We start from the raw sequence: 21,021 nt of genomic DNA on the forward strand, positions 1-21,021 counted from the left end.
GCTACCCCTCGTCCCTCCAGGAGCGCCAGAGCGCCGCGTACGGGCCGCCGGCCGCGACCAGCTCCGGATGGCTGCCGTACTCGCTGATCCGCCCGCCCTCGACCACGGCGATCACGTCGGCGTCGTGCGCGGTGTGCAGCCGGTGGGCGATGGCGATGACCGTGCGGCCCTCCAGCACCCGGGACAGCGAGCGCTCCAGGTGCCGGGCGGCGCGCGGGTCCAGCAGCGAGGTGGCCTCGTCCAGCACCAGGGTGTGCGGATCGGCCAGCACCAGCCGGGCCAGCGCCAGCTGCTGCGCCTGCGGCGGGGTCAGCGAGGCGCCGCCGGAGCCGACCTCGGTGTCCAGGCCCTCCGGCAGGGCGTCCACCCAGGCCCCGGCGTCCACCGCGTCCAGCGCGGACCGCAGCTCGGTGTCGTCCGCCTCGGGCGCGGCCAGCCGCAGGTTGTCCCGCAGGGTGCCGACGAACACGTGGTGCTCCTGGTTGACCAGGGCGACCTCCGCGCGCACCCGCTCGGCCGGCATCCGGGACAGCGCCGCGCCGCCCAGGGTGACGCTGCCGCGGCCCGGCGCGTAGATCCCGGCCAGCAGCCGCCCGAGGGTGGACTTGCCGGCCCCGGACGGCCCGACCAGGGCGACCCGGCTGCCCGGGGCGACGTCCAGACTGATCCCGTGCAGCACGTCCGCGCCCTCGCGGTAGCCGAAGCGGACGTCCCGGGCCTCGACCCGGCGGCCGTCCGGGCGGGCGGACTCGTCCCCCTCGTGCTCCGGCACCTCGCCCACGCCGACCAGCCGGGCCAGCGAGGCCTGCCCGATCTGCAGCTCGTCGTACCAGCGCAGGATCAGGTCCACCGGGCCGATCAGCATCTGCGCGTACAGCACGCCGGTGGTCAACTGACCGACGGTGATCCAACCCTTGAGGGTGAGCAGACCGCCGACCATCAGGGTGGCCAGGACCGCCGAGGTGTAGACCGCGTCGATGGTCGGGAACCAGACCGAACGCAGCCACAGGGTGTAGCGCTCCCAGGCCAGCCACTCGCGCAGCTTCCGGTCGGTCAGCCGGACCCGCTCGTCGCCCAGCCGCAGCGCCTCCACCGTCCGCCCGGCGTCCACCGTCTCGGCCAGCACGTTGCTCACGGCGGCGTACCCGGCCGCCTCGTTGCGGTAGGACTGCGGTGCGCGCCGGAAGTACCAGCGCGAGCTGGCCAGCAGCAGCGGCAGCCCGACCAGCGAGGTCAGCGCCAGCAGCGGCGAGGTGACCAGCAGGGCGCCGAGCACCAGCAGCAGGGACACCACGGCGACGGCCAGCTCGGGCACCGCCTCGCGCACCGACTTGTCCAGCCGGTCGATGTCGGTGGTGCCCCGGGAGACGAGGTCCCCGGTGCCCGCCCGCTCCAGCACACCGGTCGGCAGCGCGACCGAGCGGACCAGGAAGTCCTCGCGCAGGTCGGCCAGCACCTGCTCACCGAGCACCGCTCCGCGCATCCGCGACCAGCCGGTGAAGGCGGCCTGCACCACCAGCGCCAGCAGGTACCAGCCGATCGCCACCGCGATGGCGGCCTCGGCGGTGCCGGTGGCCAGCGACTCGACCAGGTTGCCGAGCACCCAGGGCCCGACCAGCCCGGCCAGCGTGGCCACCGAGTGCAGCGCCACCACCGCGGAGAACCCGCGCCGGTGCCGCCGCCCGAGCAGCCACAGGTACGCGCGCACGGCTGCCGGGGAACCGACCGGCAGGGTGGTGGCCGGCCCCTGCTCCTGTTGGACGGGGGGCTTCATGACGTACTCCTCGGGTGAGTGGCAGGACGGTTGGCGACGGTGCTCATACGGCCTCACCCACCGGCTGGACGGCGTCCTCGCCCCGGATGACCACCGCCCGGTAGGCCGGCTCGGTGCGCATCAGCTCCCGGTGACGCCCGGCGGCGGCCACCCGGCCGTCCCGCAGCAGCACCACCCGGTCGGCCTGGTCGAGCAGCAGCGGGCTGGTCGCGAACACCACGGTGGTGCGCCCCGCCCTGGTGGCCCGCAGCCCGGTGGCGATCCGGGACTCGGTGTGGGCGTCCACGGCGCTGGTCGGCTCGTCCAGCACCAGGACGGGCGGATCGGCCAGCAGCGCGCGGGCCAGGGCCAGCCGCTGGCGCTGCCCGCCGGAGAGCGAACGGCCGCGCTCGGTGATCCGGGCACGCATCGGATCGCCCCCGCAGTCCGGCGAGCCGTCCGTCAGTGCCTCCAGCACGTCCTCGGAACGGGCGGCGGCCAGTGCCTCGGCCGCCGAGACCCGGCCCGAGGAGGGGATGTCCAGCAGTTCGGCCAGCGTCCCGGAGAGCAGCACCGGATCCTTGTCGTGGACCAGCACCGCCGCCCTGGCCTCGGCCAGCGGCACCGCGTCCAGGTCCGTTCCGCCGAGCCGGACGGAGGGCTGCTCCGCCTCGCCCTCGGCGAGCGGGACGTGGCCGCCGAGCCGCTCGGCGAGCGCACCGGCGAAGTCCGGGTCCCCGCAGACCACCGCGGTGATCTCTCCGGCCCGCACCGTGAGCCCGGTCCGCGGGTCGTACAGGTCCGACTTGCCCGGCCTCGCCAGCGCGGCCCCGGCCACGCCGCTGGTCCGACTGAGCGAGAGCACCCGGACGGCCCGCCCGGCCGAGACCCGGGCGACGCTCCAGGCGTGCGCCGCCTCGCCCAGGATCCGCAGCGGCGAGGCCAGGAAGGCCGTCGCGCCGTACACCGCGATCAGGGTGCCCACGGCGAGCTCGCCGGAGGCCGCCAGCCGGGCGCCGTACCACGTCACGGCGACCACGAACAGGCCCGGCAGCAGGATCTGTTGAGCCTGCATCAGGGACCAGAGCCGGGCCGAGCGCACCGCCGCCGCCCGGACCTTCTGGGAGGCCGCCCGGTACCGCTCCAGGAACAGCTCCTCGCCGCCGATGCCGCGCAGCACCCGCAGCCCGGCCACCGTGTCGGCGGCCAGCTCGGTGGCCTTGCCGCCGAGCGCGCGCTGCTTCTCGTACCGCCGCTCGAACGGCCCGATCAGCGGCCAGACCGAGGCGGCCAGCACCGGGACGCCGAGCAGCACACCGATCCCGAGCACCGGCTCGACCACCAGCACCGCCGAACTGACGACGAGCCAGACGATCACCGCCGCCCGGACCCTGGCGACCAGTTCGACGTACCAGCCGATCCGTTCGACGTCCCCGCTGCCGACCGCGACCACCTCACCGGTGGCGATCCGCCGGGACAGCCCGGCCCCGAGGTGCGAGGCCTGACCGGCCACCAACTGCCGTACCTGGCAGGCCCCGTGGATCCAGTTCCAGACCGCCTGCCGGTGCAGCAGCACGGTGCCGATCGAGGCCGTCACGGACAGCAGCAGCGCCAGCGCGCCGACCCGCCAGATCCCGGCGGCGTCGCCGTCGACGGCGGCCTGCACGCCGCGACCGAGCACCACCGGCATCGCGGCCTGGGAGCCCATCTCCACCAGCGCCCAGCAGGTGGCGAGCACCTGCCCGCGCCGCTGGGCGCGCTGCAGCCAGCGCAGGAAGGCCATGGGCGAGGAGAGGTCCGGACGGCCGGGATCGGCCAGCGGCAACGGGGTGAGCAAAGGGGCGAGCGGCATGACACTCCGATGGGGAGGCTGCGGGAAGGCGCAGGGGTGCGGGGAGGGTGCGGAGGTGCGAGGGCGTGCACGGGCGCAGGCCGTACGGCGAGGCGGCCCGGCACACGCGACGGGGCGCGGGCTGAGGACGCGCGGCACGGCGGCGCCGCGGCGTCGGCGCGTCCGGAGGAGGCACCGGACGGACACGGGAAGGGCACGGAGGGCCCGGATCTCAGGAGGTCATGGCCGCGAGCCTGCCAAGCCGACTGTGATCCACGCAACAGGTTTTTCGCCGCCCCGCCGACTCACCGCCGACTCACCGGCGGCTCACCACCGACTCCCGCCCGGCCCGTCGCCGGCCCACCACGGGCTCACGGCCGGGCCCCCACCCACCACCGGGGCCCCACCCGCCACCGGATCCCGCCGAGGCGCCGCCGCGACACGCCCCGGCAAAAGTTCACCATGGTTGGCCCAAGATTCCCCCGGACGGCGGGAACAATCACCCCGGGGCCCCAGTTGGCCCCACTGGTACCAGTGAACGACCAGGAGGGCATCCCTTCCCGTGAGCAACATCCCCAGCATCACCCTGAACGACGGCGCCCAGATCCCCCAGCTCGGCTTCGGCGTGTGGCAGGTCCCGGACAACGAGGCCACCCCCGCCGTCCGCGCCGCGCTCCAGGCGGGCTACCGCTCGATCGACACCGCGGCGATCTACGAGAACGAGGACGGCACCGGCCTGGCGATCCGCGAGGCGCTGGCGGGCGGCCTCGCCCGCGAGGACCTCTACGTCACCACCAAGCTGTGGAACTCCGGCACCCGCGACTGGTCCGGCGAGCAGGGCCGCGACGCGGTGCTGCGCGAGTTCGACGCCTCGCTGGCCAAGCTCGGCCTGGAGTACATCAACCTCTACCTGATCCACTGGCCGCGCCCGATGCACGGCAGCTACCTGAACGTCTGGAAGGCCCTGGAGCAGCTGAAGGCGGACGGCCGCGTCCGGTCGATCGGCGTCTCCAACTTCGGCCAGGAGCAGCTGACCCGCCTGCTCGACGAGGCCGAGGTCGTCCCGGTGCTGAACCAGGTCGAGCTGCACCCGTACTTCCCGCAGAAGGAGCTGCGCGCCTTCCACACCCGGCACGGCATCGCCACCGAGGCGTGGAGCCCGCTGGGCCAGGGCCGGGAGCTGCTCGCCGAGCCGGCTCTGGTGAAGACCGCCGAGAAGCACGGCCGCACGGTCGCCCAGGTGGTCCTCCGCTGGCACCTGCAGAACGGCGTGATCGCCATCCCGAAGTCGGTCACCCCGTCCCGCATCCGGGAGAACCTGAACGTCACCGGCTTCGAGCTGGACGCCGAGGACCTCGCGGTGATCGCCGAGATCGCCACCGGCAAGCGGATCGGTCCGGACCCGCAGGAGTTCGACTGGAACTGAGTCGGGCGCAGGGCGCCGGCGCTCACGACCGGCGCTCCCGACCATCAGTCATACCGGAGTACCGCCTACCCCGTTCGGGGGTGGGCGGTACTCCGGTACACCCGGATTCACCGGGGCAACAGCCAAGACGCCGCAACGACGGCCTCGTGCCAACAGGCCTCATATCAACAGCCTTGCGCCAACCGCCGCGACCCTCAGGAACTTTGGCGAATCGTTTTGGCTGAAGTTACCAAGGCTTGAGCTAGAGCCTGGCCGCCTTGGCGATCAGCGCGAGCGCGGCCTCGTGCTCCTCCTCCGGCAGCGGGGCGAGCAGCAGCCGCTGGACCTCGGCCACTCCCGCGGCCGAGCGGTGCAGCAGGTCCTGACCCGCCGGTGAGAGCGAGAGCAGGTTGCGCCGCCCGTCCGAGGGGTCACGCCGGCGCTGCACGAGGCCGCGGCGCACCAGTCGGCTGACCATCTCGGCCATCGTGGCCTTGTCCAGCGACGCCAGCTCGCCGACCGTGCGCTGGTCCGCGCCCGGTTCCAGTTCCAGTGCGTCCAGCACGGCGTACTGCGGGGCCGTCAGCTCCACGCCGACGTGCTCCGACCAGAGCTTGGTGTGCACCTGCTGACCGACCCTGATCAGGTAGCCGATCGCCCGCTGGGCGTCCAGTATCGGGCGCGCGTCCGAGAAGACCGCGACCGCGGCGGGCTCCAGCCTGGCTATCCTGGCCATCACCCGGACGATCTCGATCTGCTCCTCCGGCGTGAGCGGCTCGAAGAGCACGCGCTGCACGCGGACCACACCACCGGTGGCCTCGCGCACCGCCTGGGCGCCGCTCTGCGAGAGAGCGAGCAGCTTGCGCCGGCCGTCGGCCGGATCGCGCCTTCGCAGCACCAGGCCGCGGCGGACCAGCCGCGCGACCATCTCCGCCATCGTGGCCTTGTCGAGCGAGGCCCGCTCGCCGACGGTCCGCTGGTCCGCGCCCGGTTCCAGGGCGAGCACCAGCAGGACCGCGAACTGCGGAGCCGTGAGATCGGCTCCGACGTGTTCGGACCACAGCCGGGTGTGAACCTGCTGTGCAACACGAATGAGGTGGCCGGGCGACTGCTGAAGTCGCGCGGACACGCGGGTTGTCGGGATCTCCCCCAGCACCATGTTTCCGTCCCGATGTCACACCCGGTGTGTGTGGGACACCCGGGTGGGGCAGTAACGGCGAGTGGGCGTCCAGCTATGAGGGAGGGCGCTCCAGCCGCGCAGCCGGTGGCTGCTGGCGGACACTATACAAACGGCAGGCCCTTGCTGGCAGGCAGGGGCGGATAGTAGACGCAGGTTCGGCAACATTGGCATATTTAGTCGCTGCGACAACCTTGCAGTAACCCGGTTTCAGCAGAAAGCCGACCGGTCGGTCCTTACCGACCGTCACCTGCGTCTCTCCGCCCTGGCCGCCCTCGCTACCCGCCGGTAGGGTGTGGCCACCCTCTCCGGGGGCGCTCTCCCCCGGAGGCAACCCCGAGAGAGACGAGAGCCAGCATGACCGAGCAGAGCACCGCCCCCCGGGTCGCCGTCGTCACCGGCGCCGCCCGCGGCCTGGGCGCCGCCACCGCCCTCCGACTGGCCTCCGACGGCTACGCGGTCGCCGTCCTGGACCTGAACGAGGCCGCCGGCAAGGACACCGTCGACCGGATCACCGCCGCCGGCGGCCGAGCGCTGGCCGTCGGCGCCGACGTCTCGGACGCCGAGCAGGTCCAGGCCGCCGTCGACCGCGTGGTCGCCGAGCTCGGCACCCCCGTCGTGCTGGTCAACAACGCGGGCGTGCTGCGCGACAACCTCCTCTTCAAGATGTCCGAGTCCGACTGGGACACGGTCATGAACGTGCACCTGCGCGGCGCCTTCCTGATGACCCGCGCGGTGCAGAAGCACATGGTCGACGCCGGTTTCGGCCGCATCGTCAACCTGTCCTCCTCCTCCGCCCAGGGCAACCGCGGCCAGGCCAACTACTCGGCCGCCAAGGCCGGTCTGCAGGGCTTCACCAAGACTTTGGCCATCGAGCTGGGCAAGTTCGGCATCACCGCCAACGCCGTCGCCCCCGGCTTCATCGCCACGGACATGACAGCAGCCACCGCCGCCCGGGTCGGCATGGACTTCGAAGACTTCAAGCGGGCCGCGGCCTCCCAGATCCCGGTCCAGCGGGTCGGACAGCCTGAGGACGTCGCCCACACCATCTCGTTCCTCGCCAGCGAGGGCGCCGGTTTCGTCTCCGGACAGGTGATCTACGTCGCGGGCGGCCCCCTCGACTGAGCACGGAACCTACACAGGGTTACCACGGAGTGGGAAGCCGGGCACACCGGCCTCCCACTCCGTTTCCTTTACCGGCGCTTTTGCAGAATCATTCGAAGACCACACTGACATTCGATCCCGAAATACTGGGAATCACTCCCCAGACCATCCCGAGGTGACCTAATTGTCGATTTCCCGGGATAATGACAATTACCACCTGAATAGCCCCGGTCTGACGGGTAAGGTCACCCCGTGCAATACGGAAGTACCCCTGCCCGCTTTCCGCAACGCCAGCCGGAACAGCTGACCGCCGAACCCGTCCGCCGGGAACTCCGGAGCCCCGACCGCATCCCCGATCCGGTCGGCGCCCACCTCCGCGAGCTCGGCTGGCCCCCTCTGAGTCGGCGCCGGGCCGCCCTGCTCGCCGCGACCGTCGGCGTCTACCTGCTGGTGCTGGCCGGCGTGCTGCTCAACACCGGCCTGGTCGACCTCGACTGGTCGGTCCGCCTGCTCCGCCCGTACGAGCGGTGGCCCCGGCTGGAGCCGCTGCTCGACACCTGGGTGATCGCCGGACAGCGCGGGCCCAGCGCCATCGCCGCCTTCGCCTGGCTCGCCTGGCGGGCCCACCGGCTCGGCCGGCTGCGCCCGCTGCTGGTCATGGGCGTCGCCCTGCTGCTGCTCAACGTCACGGTCGGCGCGGTCAAGATCGTCACCGGCCGGCTGGGCCCGCACTACGCCCAGTACGTCGGCTCCCCCGAGCTGTTCGCCGGCGGCACCATCTTCCCCTCCGGGCACACCGCGAACGCCGTGGTCACCTGGGGCGTGCTCGCCTACCTGGCCGTCCGCTGGCGGCGCACCGGCGCGGTGATCGCCGCCGCCACCGCCTGCTCGATCGGCCTGACCACCGTCTACCTGGGCACCCACTGGGTCACCGACGTGCTGGCCGGCTGGGCCGCCGGGCTGCTGGTGCTGCTCTCGCTGCCGCTGCTGGAACCACTGGTCGCTGCCGCCGAACAACGGCTCGCCCGCCGCTTCGCCCGCTGACGCCCGACCCGCCGAGACCGAGCCCGACGAGCCCCGGCCCGACGAGTCCCAGCCCCACGGGCCCGGCCCGCCACCCCACCGGACGGCCGGGCGCTACCCCTCCCAGCTGCGCTCGACCAGCCCGTCCCGCACCGTGAGGTTGAGCCGCCCCTCCCGGTACTCCATGGTGATCATCGCCCCCGGCTCCAGCACCCGGACCGAGGCCCAGCCGTGCCTCCGGGCCAGCTCCCGGGCCCGCTCGATCCGCAGCCCCGCGTACCCCTCGGCATCCTGTCCCACCGCGCCCGCACCCGTGCCGTCCGACCCCGTCATCACGCCTCCCCCGACTCACCCCTCGGACGTACGCTGGAATCGTAGCCCCCACCCGCGCGGCCCGGAGGTGAACACGGCCATGCGAACCAGGACACCACGACGGTGGCGCAGCGGCACCGAGCCGACCACCGCCCGCAGCGACCTCAAGCTCCGCTACCTGCTCTCGCTCACCTTCACGCCGCTGTTCGCGCTGGCGACCGCGGGTTTCGCCGTCTGGGCGGCCGCCGCACCCGCCGACGGCGCTCCCAGCCGGGGCACCCTCACCGGCTTCGCCATCGCCCTCGGCCTGCTCACCCTGTTCGCCGCCGTCGATCTCATGGTGGTCATCCGGCGTCGCCGGACCGAGCTCTGACGCGGTGTCTCCCACGGAGTGGGAAGTCGGCCGGGCCGGCTTCCCACTCCGCGCAGCACTACCGGTTGCCCACCGCCTGCTTCACCAGGGTCCGTCCGAAGTCCCACATCAGGCCGCTCCCCCGGTGGGCCTCGTCCATGATCCCGCGGAACGCGTCCAGGAACCGGTCCACGTCCCGATCGGTGATGATCAGCGGCGGGATCAGCTTGATCACTTCCAGATGGTCACCGGACACCTGGGTCAGGATCCGGTGCCGCTGCAACAGCGGGACCACCACCATCTGCGCGAACAGCCCCTTGCGCGCCGCCTGCAACGCCGCCCAACCAGTGCGCAGCTTCAGCGACTTGGGCCGGCCGAACTCGATGCCGATCATCAGCCCGCGGCCGCGCACCTCGGCGAGCAGTTCGTACTCGTCGACCAGCGCGGCCAGCCGTTCGCGGAACCGGTCGCCGACCTGGCGGGCGTTCTCCACCACCTTCTCGTCCCGCATCACCTCCAGGGTCGCCAGCCCCGCCGCCATCGCCTGGGCGTTGGACCCGAAGCTGGCCGAGTGCACCAGCACCCGGTCCATCGAGGAGTAGACCTTCTCGAAGATCCAGCTCTTCCCGAGCGTCGCGCCGACCGGCACGTACCCGCCGGAGAGCGCCTTGGCGGCGCACACCAGATCGGGCTGCACGCCCTCCTCGTGCTGGTACGCGAAGAACTCGCCGGTGCGCCCGATCCCGGTCTGCACCTCGTCGCAGATCAGCAGCGCCCTGTGCTCGTGCAGCAGGTCCTGGGCCGCCCGCAGCCAGCCGGGCGGCGGGGCCTGGACGCCCTTGCCCTGGATCGGCTCGACGATCAGCGCCGCGACGTCGCCTCGCTTCAACTCCCTGGCCAGGGCCGAGAGGTCGCCGAGCGGGATGGCCGTGTCCGGCAGCAGCGGGTCGAAGCCCTTGCGGAAGCCGCTCTCCCCGTTGACCGAGAGCGAGCCGGTGGTCAGCCCGTGGAAGGCGTGCTCGGCGTAGAGGACGCGCGGGCGCCCGGTGGCGTACCGGGCGAACTTGAGCGCGGTCTCCACCGCCTCGGTGCCGCTGTTGCCGAAGAACACCCGGTCCAGCCCGGGAGCGTACGACAGCAGCCGCTCGGCCAGCAGCCCGGGCAGCGGAGCGCAGTCGAAGCGGGTCAGATCCGGCAGCTCCAGGTCCATCACCTGCCGGATCGCCGAGCGCACCACCGGGTGGTGGCGGCCGAGCGCGAAGATGCCGAAGCCGGCCAGCATGTCGAGGTACTCGTTGCCCTCGGCGTCGTAGAAGTACTGGCCCTCGGCCCGCTCGTAGTACTTGTCGAAGCCGATGGTGCGGAGCATCCGCGGCAGCTGCGGATTGAGGTGTCGGCTGTGCAACTCGTAGCGCTCACCGCCTCGTTCGGCGAGGAGGGCGGCGAGGTCGAAGGCAGGGCGGTCTGGTTCAGCCGGCATGGCGCGGGTCCGCTCCTCGGGTCGGTAGCAGGTTCTTGGCGAAGACGGCGGTCTGGGCGGCGACCCCGGTGCCGGTGAGCCCGGTCTCCTCCAGGATCTCCCCGCGCGCCGCGTGGCCGAGGAACTCCTGTGGCAGGCCGAGCACTCGGACCGGGACGTCCACGTCGGCGTCGCGCAGTGCCTGGGAAACGGCCGAACCGACGCCGCCGGTACGGCCGTTGTCCTCGACGGTGACCACCAGCCGGTGGGCGGCGGCGAGTTCGGGCAGCACCGGGTCGACGGGCTTGACCCATCGCGGGTCGACGACGGTCGCGGTGAACCCCTCGGCGAGCAGCAGCCGGGCAGCGTCCAGACAGGCGGAGGCGGTGGTGCCGACGGCGACCAGCAGGATCTCCGGCTCCGGTCCGGTGCGCAGCAGCACGTCCACCCCGCCGATCCGCTCGACCGCCGGAACGGCCGACCCGACGTTCCCCTTGGGGAAGCGGATCACCGTGGGCGCGTCCTCGACCTCGACGGCCTCGCGCAGCTGAGCGCGCAGCTGGGCGGCGTCGCGCGGGGCGGCCAGCCGCAGGCCGGGGACGACCTGGAGGATCGACATGTCCCACATGCCGTTGTGCGAGGCGCCGTCCGGCCCGGTCACCCCGGAGCGGTCGAGCACGAAGGTGACGCCCAGCCGGTGCAGGGCGACATCCATCAGGACCTGGTCGAAGGCCCGGTTCAGGAAGGTCGCGTACACCGCCACCACCGGGTGCAGCCCGCCGGTGGCCAGGCCCGCCGCGCTGGTGACGGCGTGCTGCTCGGCGATGCCGACGTCGAAGGTCCGGTCCGGGTACGCCTTGGCGAAGGCCGCCAGTCCGACCGGCTGGAGCATCGCGGCGGTGATCGCCACCAGGTCGGACCGTTCGCCGCCGAGCGCGACCAGCTCCTCGCCGAACACCGCGGTCCAGGAGACGCCGGCGCTGGGCGAGATCGGCAGGCAGGTGTACGGGTCGATCGGGTTGACGGCGTGGAAGCGGTCGGCCTCGTCCTGCTCGGCCGGCCGGTAGCCGCGCCCCTTGACGGTCAGGCAGTGCACGATGACCGGCCCGCCGAAGTTGCGGGCCTGGCGCAGCGCCTGCTCGACCGCGCCCAGGTCGTGGCCGTCGATCGGCCCGAGGTACTTGAGCCCAAGGTCCTCGAACATGCCCTGCGGCGCGAAGGCGTCCTTGAAGCCCTTCTTGGCGCCGTGCAGCGCGTCGAAGAGGGGCTGGCCGACCAGCGGGGTGCGTTGCAGCGCCTCCTTGCCGAGGGCGAGGAAGCGCTCGTAGCCCTGGGTGGTGCGCAGGGTGGCCAGGTGGTTGGCGAGCCCGCCGATGGTCCTGGCGTAGGAGCGCTCGTTGTCGTTGACCACGATGACCAGCGGCCGGTCGCGCGCCTCGGCGATGTTGTTGAGCGCCTCCCAGGCGAGTCCGCCGGTGAGCGCGCCGTCGCCGATCACCGCGACGGTGTGCCGGTCGTACTGGCCGAGCAGTCGGGCGGCCTTGGCGAGCCCGTCGGCGTAGGACAGCGCGGTGGAGGCGTGCGAGTTCTCGACCACGTCGTGTTCGGACTCGGCGCGCGAGGGGTAGCCGGACAGGCCTCCCTTCATCCGCAGCCTGGAGAAGTCCTGGCGGCCGGTGAGCAGCTTGTGGACGTAGCTCTGGTGGCCGGTGTCGAAGACGATCCGGTCGTACGGCGAGTCGAAGACCCGGTGCAGCGCGATGGTGAGCTCCACCACGCCCAGGTTGGGCCCGAGGTGGCCCCCGGTGCGGGTGACGGCGTCGATCAGGAACGCGCGGATCTCGTCGGCGAGCAGGGGGAGTTCGGACGCGGGGAGCTTGCGCAGCTCGGCCGGGGACGTGGCGCGGGAGAGCAGTGACACGGGTACACCTCACGACTCGAAGCGGTGCGGTGGTGCTCCGCCCGGTGGGGCGGGGCCGGCCCGGGCACGGTGGCCCGGGCCGGACGGGAGCTCGGGACCGCTCTCAGTGCCCGCGGTTGGCGGTGACGGTCTCGGTGATGGCGCGCAGCGACTGCTGGAGCGAGCCCATGGTCGCCAGGACGGCGGTCGGCTCGTAGCCGCAGTGGGCCATGCAGTTCTCGCACCGCGGGTCCTTGCCGCGGCCGTACTTGGTCCAGTCGGTCTTCTCGACCAGCTCGCGGTAGGTGGGCACGTACCCGTCGGCCATCAGGTAGCAGGGCCGCTGCCAGCCGAACAGCGAGTAGTTGGGGATGCCCCAGGGGGTGCACTCGAAGTCGGCCTTGCCCTCCAGGAAGTCCAGGAAGAGCGGGCTGTGGTTGAGGCGCCAGCGCCTGCGGTTGCCGCCGGCGAAGGCCTTGCGGAAGAGGTCCCGGGTCTGCTCGACGCCGAGGAAGTGCTCCTGGTCGGGGGCCTTCTCGTAGGCGTAGGCCGGGGAGATCATCATCTCGTCGACCTTCAGCTCGTCGTTGAGGTAGTCCAGCACCTCGATGACGGTCTGCGGGGTGTCGGTGTTGAAGAAGGTGCTGTTGGTGGTGACCCGGAAGCCGCGCCGCTTGGCCTCCTTGATCGCGGCCACCGCCTCGTCGAAGGTGCCCTCCTTGGCCACCGACTGGTCGTGCCGCTCGCGCAGGCCGTCGATGTGCACGGCGAAGGTGAAGTACGGCGAGGGCTTGAACTTGTCGATCTTCTTGCGCAGCAGCAGCGCGTTGGTGCAGAGGAAGACGTACTTGCGGCGCTCGACCAGTTGCCGGACGATCTCGTCGATCTGCGGGTGCATCAGCGGCTCGCCGCCGGCGATCGAGACCATCGGGGCACCCGACTCCAGGACCGCGCCGACCGCCTGGGCGACCGGCATCCGCTGCTTGAGGACACCGGCCGGGTGCTGGATCTTGCCGCAGCCCTCACAGGCGAGGTTGCAGGCGAACAGCGGTTCCAGCTCGACGATCAGCGGGAACTTGTCCCGTCGCTTGAGCAGCTTCTGCTGCATCAGGTAGGTGCCGACCCGCACGGTCTGGCGCAACGGCATGGCCATGGCTAGCTCGCCTCCTGGGGGAGCGTCGAGGATGTGGGGTGGTTCAGGGTCACGGAGCCGGGTTCGAGCTCCTGCCGGTACCAGTCGACCAGGGCGGGTACCGTCGCCCGCAGGGTCCGCCAGGCGCGCACCCCGGCCGGGAGGGTGCCGGGCCGCAGCAGCTCGTGCTCGGGGGTGTCCACCACCACCCGCAGCACGGCCACGGGCAGCGCCGGCCGCACCTCCCGCAGCGCCGCCACGACGGCGGCGGCCTCCATGTCGACGGCGAGCGCGCCCTGAAGGTGCAGGGCGCGCCGCTCAAGGCCGCGCACCACGTGGTCGGCGGTGTGGTGCACCCCGGTGTGCACGGTCAGGCCGTGCTCCTTGAGCGCCCGGGCCAGCTCGGACCCGGACCCGACGGCGTACAGGTGGCCCTCGGCGTCCCGGACCCCGTCGGCGGCCACCACGTCGCCCGGCGCCACGCCCGGGCCGACCGCGGCGCCGAAGCCGGCCACCACGACCGCTCCGTAGCCCCGCGGCGCGGAGCTGAGCAGCCGTCGGACGGCCAGCCCGGCGCGCCGCCGGCCGACCCCCGTGCGCACCAGCACCGGAGGCCCGCCGACCGAGCCGCGCCAGTCGCCGCCGCGCAGGGCCCAGACCTCGGGGCCCAGCGCGCAGAGCACCAGCAGGGGGGCGGTGGTCACCGCGCCGCCCCGATCGCCCGGGTGCCGCTCGGCTTCGCGGTGCCCGGGCCGCCGTTGAGGTAGCGGCCGAGCGCGGTCACCGGGAAGACCAGCCGGTACAGGTGGTAGTTGATGGAGAAGTCCCACGGGAAGCCGGTGCCGGTGAACTGCGGCTCGTCCCAGGTGCCTTCGGGCAGCTGGGTGCGCACCAGCCAGTCCACGCCGCGCTCCACCGCCGGGTTGGCCCGGCCGTCCGGGCCCTCGCCGGCGGCGAGCAGCGCCATCAGCGCCCACGCGGTCTGCGAGGCGGTGGAGTCGCCCCGGCCGGCCCAGCGCTCAGGGTCGTCGTAGGAGCGCATGTCCTCGCCCCAGCCGCCGTCGGCGTTCTGCCGGTCCTCCAGCCAGCGCACCGCCCGGCGGATCGCCGGGTGCTCGTCCGGTACCCCGGCCGCGACCAGGGCGGGCAGCACCGAGCCGGTGCCGTAGATGTAGTTGGTGCCCCAGCGGCCGAACCAGGAGCCGTCCGCCTCCTGGTTGCGCAGCAGCCACTCGACGCCCCGCCTGGTCCGCGGATCACGGGCCCGGCCGGTCTCGGCGAGCATCTCCACCACGTGCGCGGTGACGTCGGCGGACGGCGGGTCCACCACCTCGCCGAAGTCGCAGAACGGCAGCTTGTTGGGCAGCAGGCTGGTGTTGTCGACGTCGAAGGCGCCCCAGGCGCCGTTCTTGGACTGCATGCCGAGGTTCCACAGCACGCCCCGGTCCACCGCCGCGTCGACCCGGGCCGCGTCGGAGTGGGCGACCCGGCGCAGCGCGAGCACCACCTCGGCAGTGTCGTCGATGTCGGGGTAGGTGTCGTTCTCGAACTCGAAGGCCCAGCCGCCGGCCGGGAGCCCGGGCCGCTGGACGGACCAGTCGCCGCGCTTGCTGATCTCCTCGCCGAGCATCCAGTCGACGGCGGAGACCAGCGCCGGGTGGTCGGCCGGCACCCCGGCGTCGGCCAGCGCGATGGTGGCCAGGCAGGTGTCCCACACCGGGGACTGGCAGGCCTCCATCCAGCGCATGCCGTCCTCGGTGTGCACGGTGAAGCGGTCGAAGGAGGCGAGCCCGGCCTTCATCACCGGGTGCTCCAGCTCGTAGCCCTCCAGGTACAGGGCGATCAGCGAGTAGACGGCGGGCGGCTGGATGCCGCCCCAGCAGCCGTCGGCCTCCTGCCGTTCGACGATCCAGCGGCAGGCCTGGGCGACGGCGAGCCTGCGCAGCGGGCGGAAGGCCCGGCGGTGGTAGGCGTGCAGCACCTTGTCGAGGCGCTCGAACAGGCCGTCCCAGGAGGTGGCGGGGGCGAGCGGCCGGTCGGGGTACGGGTGGTCCGGGTCGGTGTGCAGCTCGGTGAGCGCGAAGGGGGCCGGACGGACCGGGCGGTGGGCGGAGACCACGGTCAGCGGGACGATGGTCTGCCGGGCCCAGCAGCCGAAGGCGTAGATGTTCAGCGGCAGCCACTTGGGCAGGAAGATGATCTCGGGCGGCATCTCGGGCAGCCGCTCCCAGGGCCACCAGCCGAACAGGGCGAGCCAGATCCGGGTGAACACCCGGGCGGCCGCGATGCCCCCGGCGGAGCGGACGTACCGCGCGGCGGCCAGCATGTGCGGGGCGTTCGGGTCGTCACCGGCGAGCTTGAGGGCGACGTACGCCTCGACGGTGGTGGACAGTTCGGGCGGGCCTCCGTGGAAGGTGGACCAGGTGCCGTCCTCCCGCTGCTGGGAGCGGATCCACTCGGCGGTGGCCCGGGTCTGCTCCTCGGTCCTGATGCCCAGAAACTGGCGGAGCAGTAAGTCCTCGGCGTCCATGGTGACGTTGGTCTCCAGGTCGCCCTTCCACCAGCCCTCGGAGGACTGCAACGAGAGCAGGTGGGTGGTCGCGCGCGTCAGGGCCTCGCGCGCATCGGCAGGTCGGAGGTCCGCCTCACCGGCCGGCCGGAGCCGGCCGGTGTCCTCGGGCTGCCACCGCCCCGAGCCCAGCAGGGTCGGGGGGCGGTCGCCCACCGCGACCGGCTCGGAATCGTACTCAGGGTCGAGCCGGCCGTCCGCGGTTGCTGTCAACGTAACGTCACCTCTCTCGTACCACCACGAATTCGGCGAGTGCGACGAAGTGCTCGCGCACCCCGTCCGGCATGGGCACCTCGTCCAGGGCGGCGAGGGCAGTCGTGTGCTGGCGGCGGGCCTCCTCCTGGGTCCAGGCCCGGCCGCCGGCCTCCTCGATCAGCGCGGCCCGGGAGGCGAGCTCGGGCTCGCTCTCCTCGCCGCGCCCCTTCGGGTCCGCCAGCTGCTCGGCCAGCCGGCGCGAGGCGGCGCCGCCCTCGGCCAGCGCGGCGGCGACCGGCAGGGACTTCTTGCGCTGGCGCAGGTCGCCCCAGTGCGGCTTTCCGGTGACCTCGGTCGCGCCCCAGATGCCGAGCAGGTCGTCCACCGCCTGGAAGGCCAGGCCCAGGTGGTGGCCGTAGCGCTGGAGGGCGTCGGAGACCCGGTCGTCGGCGCCGGCCAGCACCGCGCCGATCGCCGATGCGGCGGCCAGCAGTGAGGCCGTCTTGCCGCCCTCCATCTCCAGGCACTCGGCGACGGTGACGCTGTCGCGCTGCTCGAAGGCGACGTCCATGGCCTGGCCGTCGATCAGTCTTCGGGTCGCCGTGGTGAGCAGCCGGACGGCGCGCGCGGCGTCGGTCGGGCTGGTGCCGCCGGCCACCGCGGTGTCGAGCAGCACCTCCGTGCCGAGCGTCGCCAGGGCGTCGCCGACCAGGATCGCCTGGGCCGGCCCGAACACCGTCCAGGCGGTGGCCCGGTGCCGCCGGGTCTCGTCACCGTCCATCAGGTCATCATGAAGGAGGGAGAAATTATGCACCAGTTCAACGGCAACCCCTCCGGGCACGCCCACCTCGGCCGCCGCACCGGTGGCCTGGGCGGACAGCAGCGCCAGCGCCGGACGCACGGCCTTGCCGCTGTCGCCCTCCACCGGCGTGCCGTCCCGGTCGATCCAGCCGAAGTGGTACGCGGCGACGGTGTCCATGGGTGCGGCCAAACGGGCGACGGCAGCCCGTAGCGGCGGATTGCAGAGCGTACGGCTGCGGGCGAGCAGCTCCGGCACCGAGACCGGTTCGGCGTGCGCCGTGCCTCCGACGGCGAAGCCGGTGCGTGACTCCACGTGCGTTCCCTCTCCCTCGTGGTGCCGGACCGCACGGGGCGGCCGGATTACTGCGCCGTCGGTGCGGCTGGTGTCGATTCGAGTGATGCCGGAGCGAACGGTGTCGGTACGGCCGATCCGGCTGGTGAGGCCGACGCTACGCCCGACGGCTCTGGCGGGCTCTCCGGCGGCGGGGCCCGCCGTCACCGGGGCCACCTCCCGTCGCCCCGGTCCACCGCCACTCGACAGCCCGCCGCGGCGAGCGCGGCGTCGGCGGCGGCGTGGCCGCTGCGCACGGCGCCCTCCATGGTCGCGGGCCAGCCGGTGGCGGTCCACGCACCGGCCAGCAGCAGGCCGGGGACGCCGGTCGTGGCCGAGGGCCGCAGCGCGGCGGTGCCCGGGAGACCGTCGAAGGTGGCGGTGCGCTCCCGGGTGACGAAGAAGTCCAGCACCTCGGCGCCGGCGGCGGCCGGGAGCAGCCGGGCCAGCTCGGGCAGGTAGCGGCGGCGCAGTTCGGCCACCGGCAGGTCGATCTCGTCCTGGACGGCGGACTGCGAGAGCGCCAGGTACTGGGCGCCCGGGTGGACGCGGCCGATCGTGGTGCCGGCCAGCCCGGAGTGCGTGGTGCGGTCGAACACCCACTGGACCGGGGAGCCGAGCGCGGCGAAGAAGGGCCGGCGCAGCACCTTGCGATCGTAGACCACGTGCACGTTCAGGATCGGCGTGGTGCCGAACCCGGCGAGCCGCTCCTGCCCCGGGAGGGCGCCCGGCGGCAGCAGGGCGGTCGCGGTGTCCTGGGCGCCGGCCAGCACGACGGTGTCGGCGGTGAGCAGTTCCCCGCTCTCCAGCCGCACGGCGTGCTGGGGGGTCGCCGGCTTGAGTTCCGCGACCCGGGCGCGCAGCAGTACCCGCACGCCGGCGTTTTCCAGCTCGGCGAGCGCCCGGTCGTGGTGGATCACGCCGAGCGGAACGGCGGCGATGCCGATGTCGGAGGCGCCCGGATCGGAGAGCAGGCCGGTCTTGAAGACCATCGCGGCGAGCGCCAGCGACACCTGGTCGGCCCGGGCGTTCAGGGTGGCGACGCCGACCAGGTCCCACAGCGCGGCCACGGTGGCGGCGTTCTGCCCGTTGCGGCGCAGCCAGTCGCCGAAGGAGAGCCGGTCCAGCGCCGGGTCGGCGAGGTCCAGCCCCTTCAGGGCGAGCGCGCCGCGGACCACCCGGGCGCGGTCGGCCGCGGACAGGTGCGGGTAGCGGGCCAGGCTGCCGGCCAGGTGCAGCGGGACGGGCAGACCGGCCCGGCGCAGCCGCCCGAGGGTGCGCACCGGGGCCGCGTCGGGGCCGGTGACGGAGAGCACCGGAACGTCCAGGCGGTCCTGGAGGTGGGTCATCCGGGTGGCGCCGAGGCGCTCCAGCAGGCCGCGGTAGGCGGTGCAGCAGCGCAGGAAGACGTGCTGGCCGTTGTCGACGGTCAGCTCGCCGCGCTGGAAGGAGAACGCCAGGCCACCGAGCCGGGGCCGGCCCTCGGCGAGGGTGACCCGCTGGCCGGCCTCGGCCAGCCGCAGTGCGGTGGTGATCCCGGCCAGGCCGCCGCCGACCACGACGACGGCCGGGCGCGCGGCATCGGCTCGCCCGGTCATCGGCCCTCCCCCTCGCAGTCGCTGGACCGCCGAGCGGCGGTCGCCATGGCCGACGCGCTGTCGGCCGGCGATGTCACGGTCGGCGCGGTCGCGGTCGGTGCAGTCGTGGTCAACGCGGCTCGGCCCGGATGTGATTCCCCGCTGACACAGCGTGACAGAACTGTGGCGAGAATCAAGAACGCCCCCCGGCGAGCCCGGAAAGCGCGACGTACGCCTTCTCCCAGCCCGGGAGCGACACCCGGCCGCGCAGCACCGACTCGGGATCGGCGGCGATCCGGCCGAGCAGCCGGTGGTAGATCCCCGCCATCGCGGCGGTGCAGGCGCGGCTGCGGCGGTCGAGCATCGGCAGCAGCCGCAGGCCCTCCTCGAAGGCGGCCTGCGCACGGGCGGCCTCGAAGGCCACCAGTCCGGTGAAGTCGGCGCCGACCGGCGGCTTGGGCAGCGCGAAGCCCTGCTCGCAGCCGAACCGGACCAGGTCCTCGGTGGGCAGGTAGGTGCGGCCGTTCAGGGCGTCCTCGCGCAGGTCGCGCAGGATGTTGGTGAGCTGCAGCGCCAGGCCCAGGGTGTCCGCGTAGTGCGCCCCGCGCTCCGGGTCGTCGCAGCCGTAGACGCCCAGCGAGAGCCGGCCGATCGCGCCGGCCACGCAGCGGCAGTAGACCTTCAGCTCCTCGTACGTCTGGTACTCGGCGCCCTTGAGGTCCATCTCGACGCCGTCGATCAGCTCGTCGAAGCCGCCGAGCGGGATCGGAAAGCGCCGGGCCGCGTCGGCCAGGGCGACCTTGATCGGGTCGGTGTCGTCCTCGGCGACCGTGCCGGAGCGGACCTCGTCCACCAGGTCCCGGGTGCTCAGCAGCGCCTCGGCCTTGCGGTCGGCCGGGAGGTCGCCGTCGCCGATGTCGTCCACCCGGCGGGCCAGCGCGTACAGGGCCGACATGGCCAGCCGCTTGGGCTCGGGCAGCAACCTGATGCCGTAGCTGAAGTTGCGCGCCTGCAGCCCGGTGACTGCCTCGCAGTACCGGTACGCCGCCATGACCTGGGCCGACGCCAGTGGTGATGCCGCCACTCGGGCGTTCACCTTCCCTTCGCGAAGATGGCCGCCGCCTTCGCTGCGAGGCGGCGCTTGTCCGGCTTCGCCTGCTGGGCGAGCACGTCGTACCCGGCGTCCTCGATGGCCGCCAGGGCCGCGTAGCCGCCTGCGGTGAATCCCGCCAGGAGCAGTCGAAGCCTCCCCCGAACCGTACCTACCAATGGTGCGCCGCGGTCGAGCAGGGTGCGGGCCCGTTCGACCTCGAAGGCGATCAGTTCCCGTACCGCTCCGGTCGCGGTGGGGGCCGAGAGCTCCTCCTCGGTGACGCCGAAGCGTTCGAGGTCCTCGGTCGGGAGGTAGATCCGGCCGCGGGCCAGGTCCTCGGCCACGTCCTGCAGGTGTTCGACCACCTGGAGGCCGCTGCAGACGGCGTCGGAGAGGGCGATCCGCTCCGGGGTGGCGGCGCCCGCGATGGCCAACACCAGGCGGCCGACCGGGTCGGCGGAGAGCGTGCAGTAGCGGATCAGGTCGTCGTAGGTGGCGTAGCGGGTGGTGGTCTGGTCCACCCGGTTGGCCTCGATCAGACGGCGGAACGGCTCCGGGGTGAGGCCGTGCCGGTCGACCAGCGGGACGAGGGCGCTCATCAGCGGGTGGCGGGGCCGGTCGGCGCCGCCGGGGTGCAGGGCGGACTCGAACACCCGGTCGAGGTCGTGCTCCAGCCCGTCGAGCAGGGCGAGCCGGAAGGCGACCTCCTCCGGTCCGGGCCGCGCCGAGGGGGTGGCGGGGTCCGAAGGGGTGACGGGGGGCCGCTGCTCGACCCCGAGCAGGGCCGCGGTGGCGGCGGGATCGGCCAGGTCGCCGTCGCCGGCGTCGTCGACCAGCCGGGCGAAGCCGTAGACCGCCATCAGGTCGTCGCGCCAGGCCGCGGGCAGGAAGAAGGGGGCGACCGGGAAGTTCTCCGCCCCCGCCTTCTCCAGGGTCTGTCCCGCGGAACGGTTCACCGGCGTATCACTGGGCTGGGCCGAAGCCGACACTGCTGTCACTCCCCCGTT

Annotated in this window: 17 protein-coding genes; 4 read left to right on the forward strand and 13 right to left on the reverse strand. The window is 73.1% G+C overall.

Annotation, left to right across the window (positions count from 1 at the left end; translation table 11 throughout):
* Position 1: 1 nt before the first annotated feature.
* Positions 2-1,774 (reverse strand): ABC transporter ATP-binding protein, encoded by a 1,773-nt coding sequence (locus RZ50_RS25040; RefSeq protein ID WP_196951250.1) that lies wholly within the window; start codon positions 1,772-1,774, stop codon positions 2-4.
* Positions 1,775-1,817: 43 nt separating this feature from the next.
* Complete coding sequence (locus tag RZ50_RS25045; RefSeq protein WP_196951251.1) at positions 1,818-3,605, reverse strand: ABC transporter ATP-binding protein; 1,788 nt, start codon at positions 3,603-3,605, stop codon at positions 1,818-1,820.
* Positions 3,606-4,146: 541 nt separating this feature from the next.
* On the opposite strand from RZ50_RS25045, the gene RZ50_RS25050 reads away from it, so the two are divergent.
* On the forward strand, positions 4,147-5,010 hold the full coding sequence (locus RZ50_RS25050; protein WP_196951252.1) for an aldo/keto reductase: 864 nt from the start codon (positions 4,147-4,149) through the stop codon (positions 5,008-5,010).
* A 241-nt stretch (positions 5,011-5,251) separates the two neighbouring features.
* Here the strand turns inward: RZ50_RS25050 and RZ50_RS29470 are convergent, their stop codons facing one another.
* Complete coding sequence (locus RZ50_RS29470; protein WP_308272219.1) at positions 5,252-6,118, reverse strand: MarR family winged helix-turn-helix transcriptional regulator; 867 nt, start codon at positions 6,116-6,118, stop codon at positions 5,252-5,254.
* Between the two features lie 405 nt (positions 6,119-6,523).
* Between RZ50_RS29470 and fabG the strand changes: the two genes are divergently transcribed.
* Complete coding sequence (gene fabG / locus RZ50_RS25065; protein WP_196951253.1) at positions 6,524-7,291, forward strand: 3-oxoacyl-ACP reductase FabG; 768 nt, start codon at positions 6,524-6,526, stop codon at positions 7,289-7,291.
* 231 nt (positions 7,292-7,522) lie between these two features.
* On the forward strand, positions 7,523-8,314 hold the full coding sequence (locus RZ50_RS30235) for a phosphatase PAP2 family protein (RefSeq protein WP_308272221.1): 792 nt from the start codon (positions 7,523-7,525) through the stop codon (positions 8,312-8,314).
* A 93-nt stretch (positions 8,315-8,407) separates the two neighbouring features.
* On the opposite strand, the gene RZ50_RS25075 is transcribed toward RZ50_RS30235, so the two are convergent.
* The gene (locus tag RZ50_RS25075; protein ID WP_196951254.1) at positions 8,408-8,626 is read right to left on the reverse strand and encodes an I78 family peptidase inhibitor; all 219 of its coding nucleotides are present in this window, start codon (positions 8,624-8,626) and stop codon (positions 8,408-8,410) included.
* 79 nt (positions 8,627-8,705) lie between these two features.
* Between RZ50_RS25075 and RZ50_RS25080 the strand changes: the two genes are divergently transcribed.
* Complete coding sequence (locus tag RZ50_RS25080; RefSeq protein WP_196951255.1) at positions 8,706-8,978, forward strand: DUF6343 family protein; 273 nt, start codon at positions 8,706-8,708, stop codon at positions 8,976-8,978.
* A gap of 58 nt (positions 8,979-9,036) precedes the next feature.
* Here RZ50_RS25080 and RZ50_RS25085 read toward each other — a convergent pair whose 3' ends face one another.
* The 9 genes from RZ50_RS25085 to hpnC all read right to left on the reverse strand — a co-directional run bounded on the left by RZ50_RS25085 (position 9,037) and on the right by hpnC (position 20,970).
* On the reverse strand, positions 9,037-10,437 hold the full coding sequence (locus tag RZ50_RS25085; protein ID WP_196951256.1) for an aspartate aminotransferase family protein: 1,401 nt from the start codon (positions 10,435-10,437) through the stop codon (positions 9,037-9,039).
* Positions 10,427-12,337 carry a 1-deoxy-D-xylulose-5-phosphate synthase gene (gene dxs / locus RZ50_RS25090; protein WP_196951257.1) on the reverse strand — a complete coding sequence of 637 codons (1,911 nt, stop codon included), beginning with the start codon at positions 12,335-12,337 and terminating at the stop codon, positions 10,427-10,429. Before dxs ends, RZ50_RS25085 begins: the two co-directional genes overlap by 11 nt.
* Positions 12,338-12,440: 103 nt before the next feature.
* Positions 12,441-13,469, reverse strand: a complete 1,029-nt coding sequence (hpnH, locus tag RZ50_RS25095; protein ID WP_196951258.1) for an adenosyl-hopene transferase HpnH — start codon at positions 13,467-13,469, stop codon at positions 12,441-12,443.
* Between the two features lie 2 nt (positions 13,470-13,471).
* Positions 13,472-14,152, reverse strand: coding sequence for a 1-hydroxy-2-methyl-2-butenyl 4-diphosphate reductase (locus RZ50_RS25100; protein ID WP_217680845.1), 681 nt, complete (start codon positions 14,150-14,152; stop codon positions 13,472-13,474).
* A complete protein-coding gene (shc, locus tag RZ50_RS25105; protein WP_374199983.1) occupies positions 14,149-16,230 on the reverse strand; it encodes a squalene--hopene cyclase in 2,082 nt (693 codons plus the stop codon). Before shc ends, RZ50_RS25100 begins: the two co-directional genes overlap by 4 nt.
* Before the next feature lie 7 nt (positions 16,231-16,237).
* Positions 16,238-17,326 carry a polyprenyl synthetase family protein gene (locus RZ50_RS25110; protein WP_196948841.1) on the reverse strand — a complete coding sequence of 363 codons (1,089 nt, stop codon included), beginning with the start codon at positions 17,324-17,326 and terminating at the stop codon, positions 16,238-16,240.
* A 182-nt stretch (positions 17,327-17,508) separates the two neighbouring features.
* Entirely contained in the window at positions 17,509-18,942 is a 1,434-nt protein-coding gene (gene hpnE, locus RZ50_RS25115; RefSeq protein WP_196948842.1) for a hydroxysqualene dehydroxylase HpnE, read from the reverse strand.
* A 172-nt stretch (positions 18,943-19,114) separates the two neighbouring features.
* A complete protein-coding gene (hpnD, locus tag RZ50_RS25120) occupies positions 19,115-19,972 on the reverse strand; it encodes a presqualene diphosphate synthase HpnD (RefSeq protein WP_196948903.1) in 858 nt (285 codons plus the stop codon).
* Positions 19,973-20,013: 41 nt separating this feature from the next.
* Entirely contained in the window at positions 20,014-20,970 is a 957-nt protein-coding gene (gene hpnC, locus RZ50_RS25125) for a squalene synthase HpnC (RefSeq protein WP_196948843.1), read from the reverse strand.
* Positions 20,971-21,021 lie beyond the last annotated feature (51 nt).

Source organism: Kitasatospora sp. SUK 42, assembly GCF_015776785.2.
Classification (GTDB): domain Bacteria; phylum Actinomycetota; class Actinomycetes; order Streptomycetales; family Streptomycetaceae; genus Kitasatospora.

What these genes read in the sequence shown, in the direction of transcription:
- RZ50_RS25040 (WP_196951250.1), bottom strand. Translation starts at nt 1,774, where the DNA reads ATGAAGCCCCCCGTCCAACAGGAGCAGGGGCCGGCCACCACCCTGCCG.
- RZ50_RS25045 (WP_196951251.1), bottom strand. Translation starts at nt 3,605, where the DNA reads ATGCCGCTCGCCCCTTTGCTCACCCCGTTGCCGCTGGCCGATCCCGGC.
- fabG (WP_196951253.1), top strand. Translation starts at nt 6,524, where the DNA reads ATGACCGAGCAGAGCACCGCCCCCCGGGTCGCCGTCGTCACCGGCGCC.
- RZ50_RS25075 (WP_196951254.1), bottom strand. Translation starts at nt 8,626, where the DNA reads ATGACGGGGTCGGACGGCACGGGTGCGGGCGCGGTGGGACAGGATGCC.
- RZ50_RS25080 (WP_196951255.1), top strand. Translation starts at nt 8,706, where the DNA reads ATGCGAACCAGGACACCACGACGGTGGCGCAGCGGCACCGAGCCGACC.
- RZ50_RS25085 (WP_196951256.1), bottom strand. Translation starts at nt 10,437, where the DNA reads ATGCCGGCTGAACCAGACCGCCCTGCCTTCGACCTCGCCGCCCTCCTC.
- hpnH (WP_196951258.1), bottom strand. Translation starts at nt 13,469, where the DNA reads ATGGCCATGCCGTTGCGCCAGACCGTGCGGGTCGGCACCTACCTGATG.
- hpnE (WP_196948842.1), bottom strand. Translation starts at nt 18,942, where the DNA reads ATGACCGGGCGAGCCGATGCCGCGCGCCCGGCCGTCGTCGTGGTCGGC.
- hpnD (WP_196948903.1), bottom strand. Translation starts at nt 19,972, where the DNA reads ATGGCGGCGTACCGGTACTGCGAGGCAGTCACCGGGCTGCAGGCGCGC.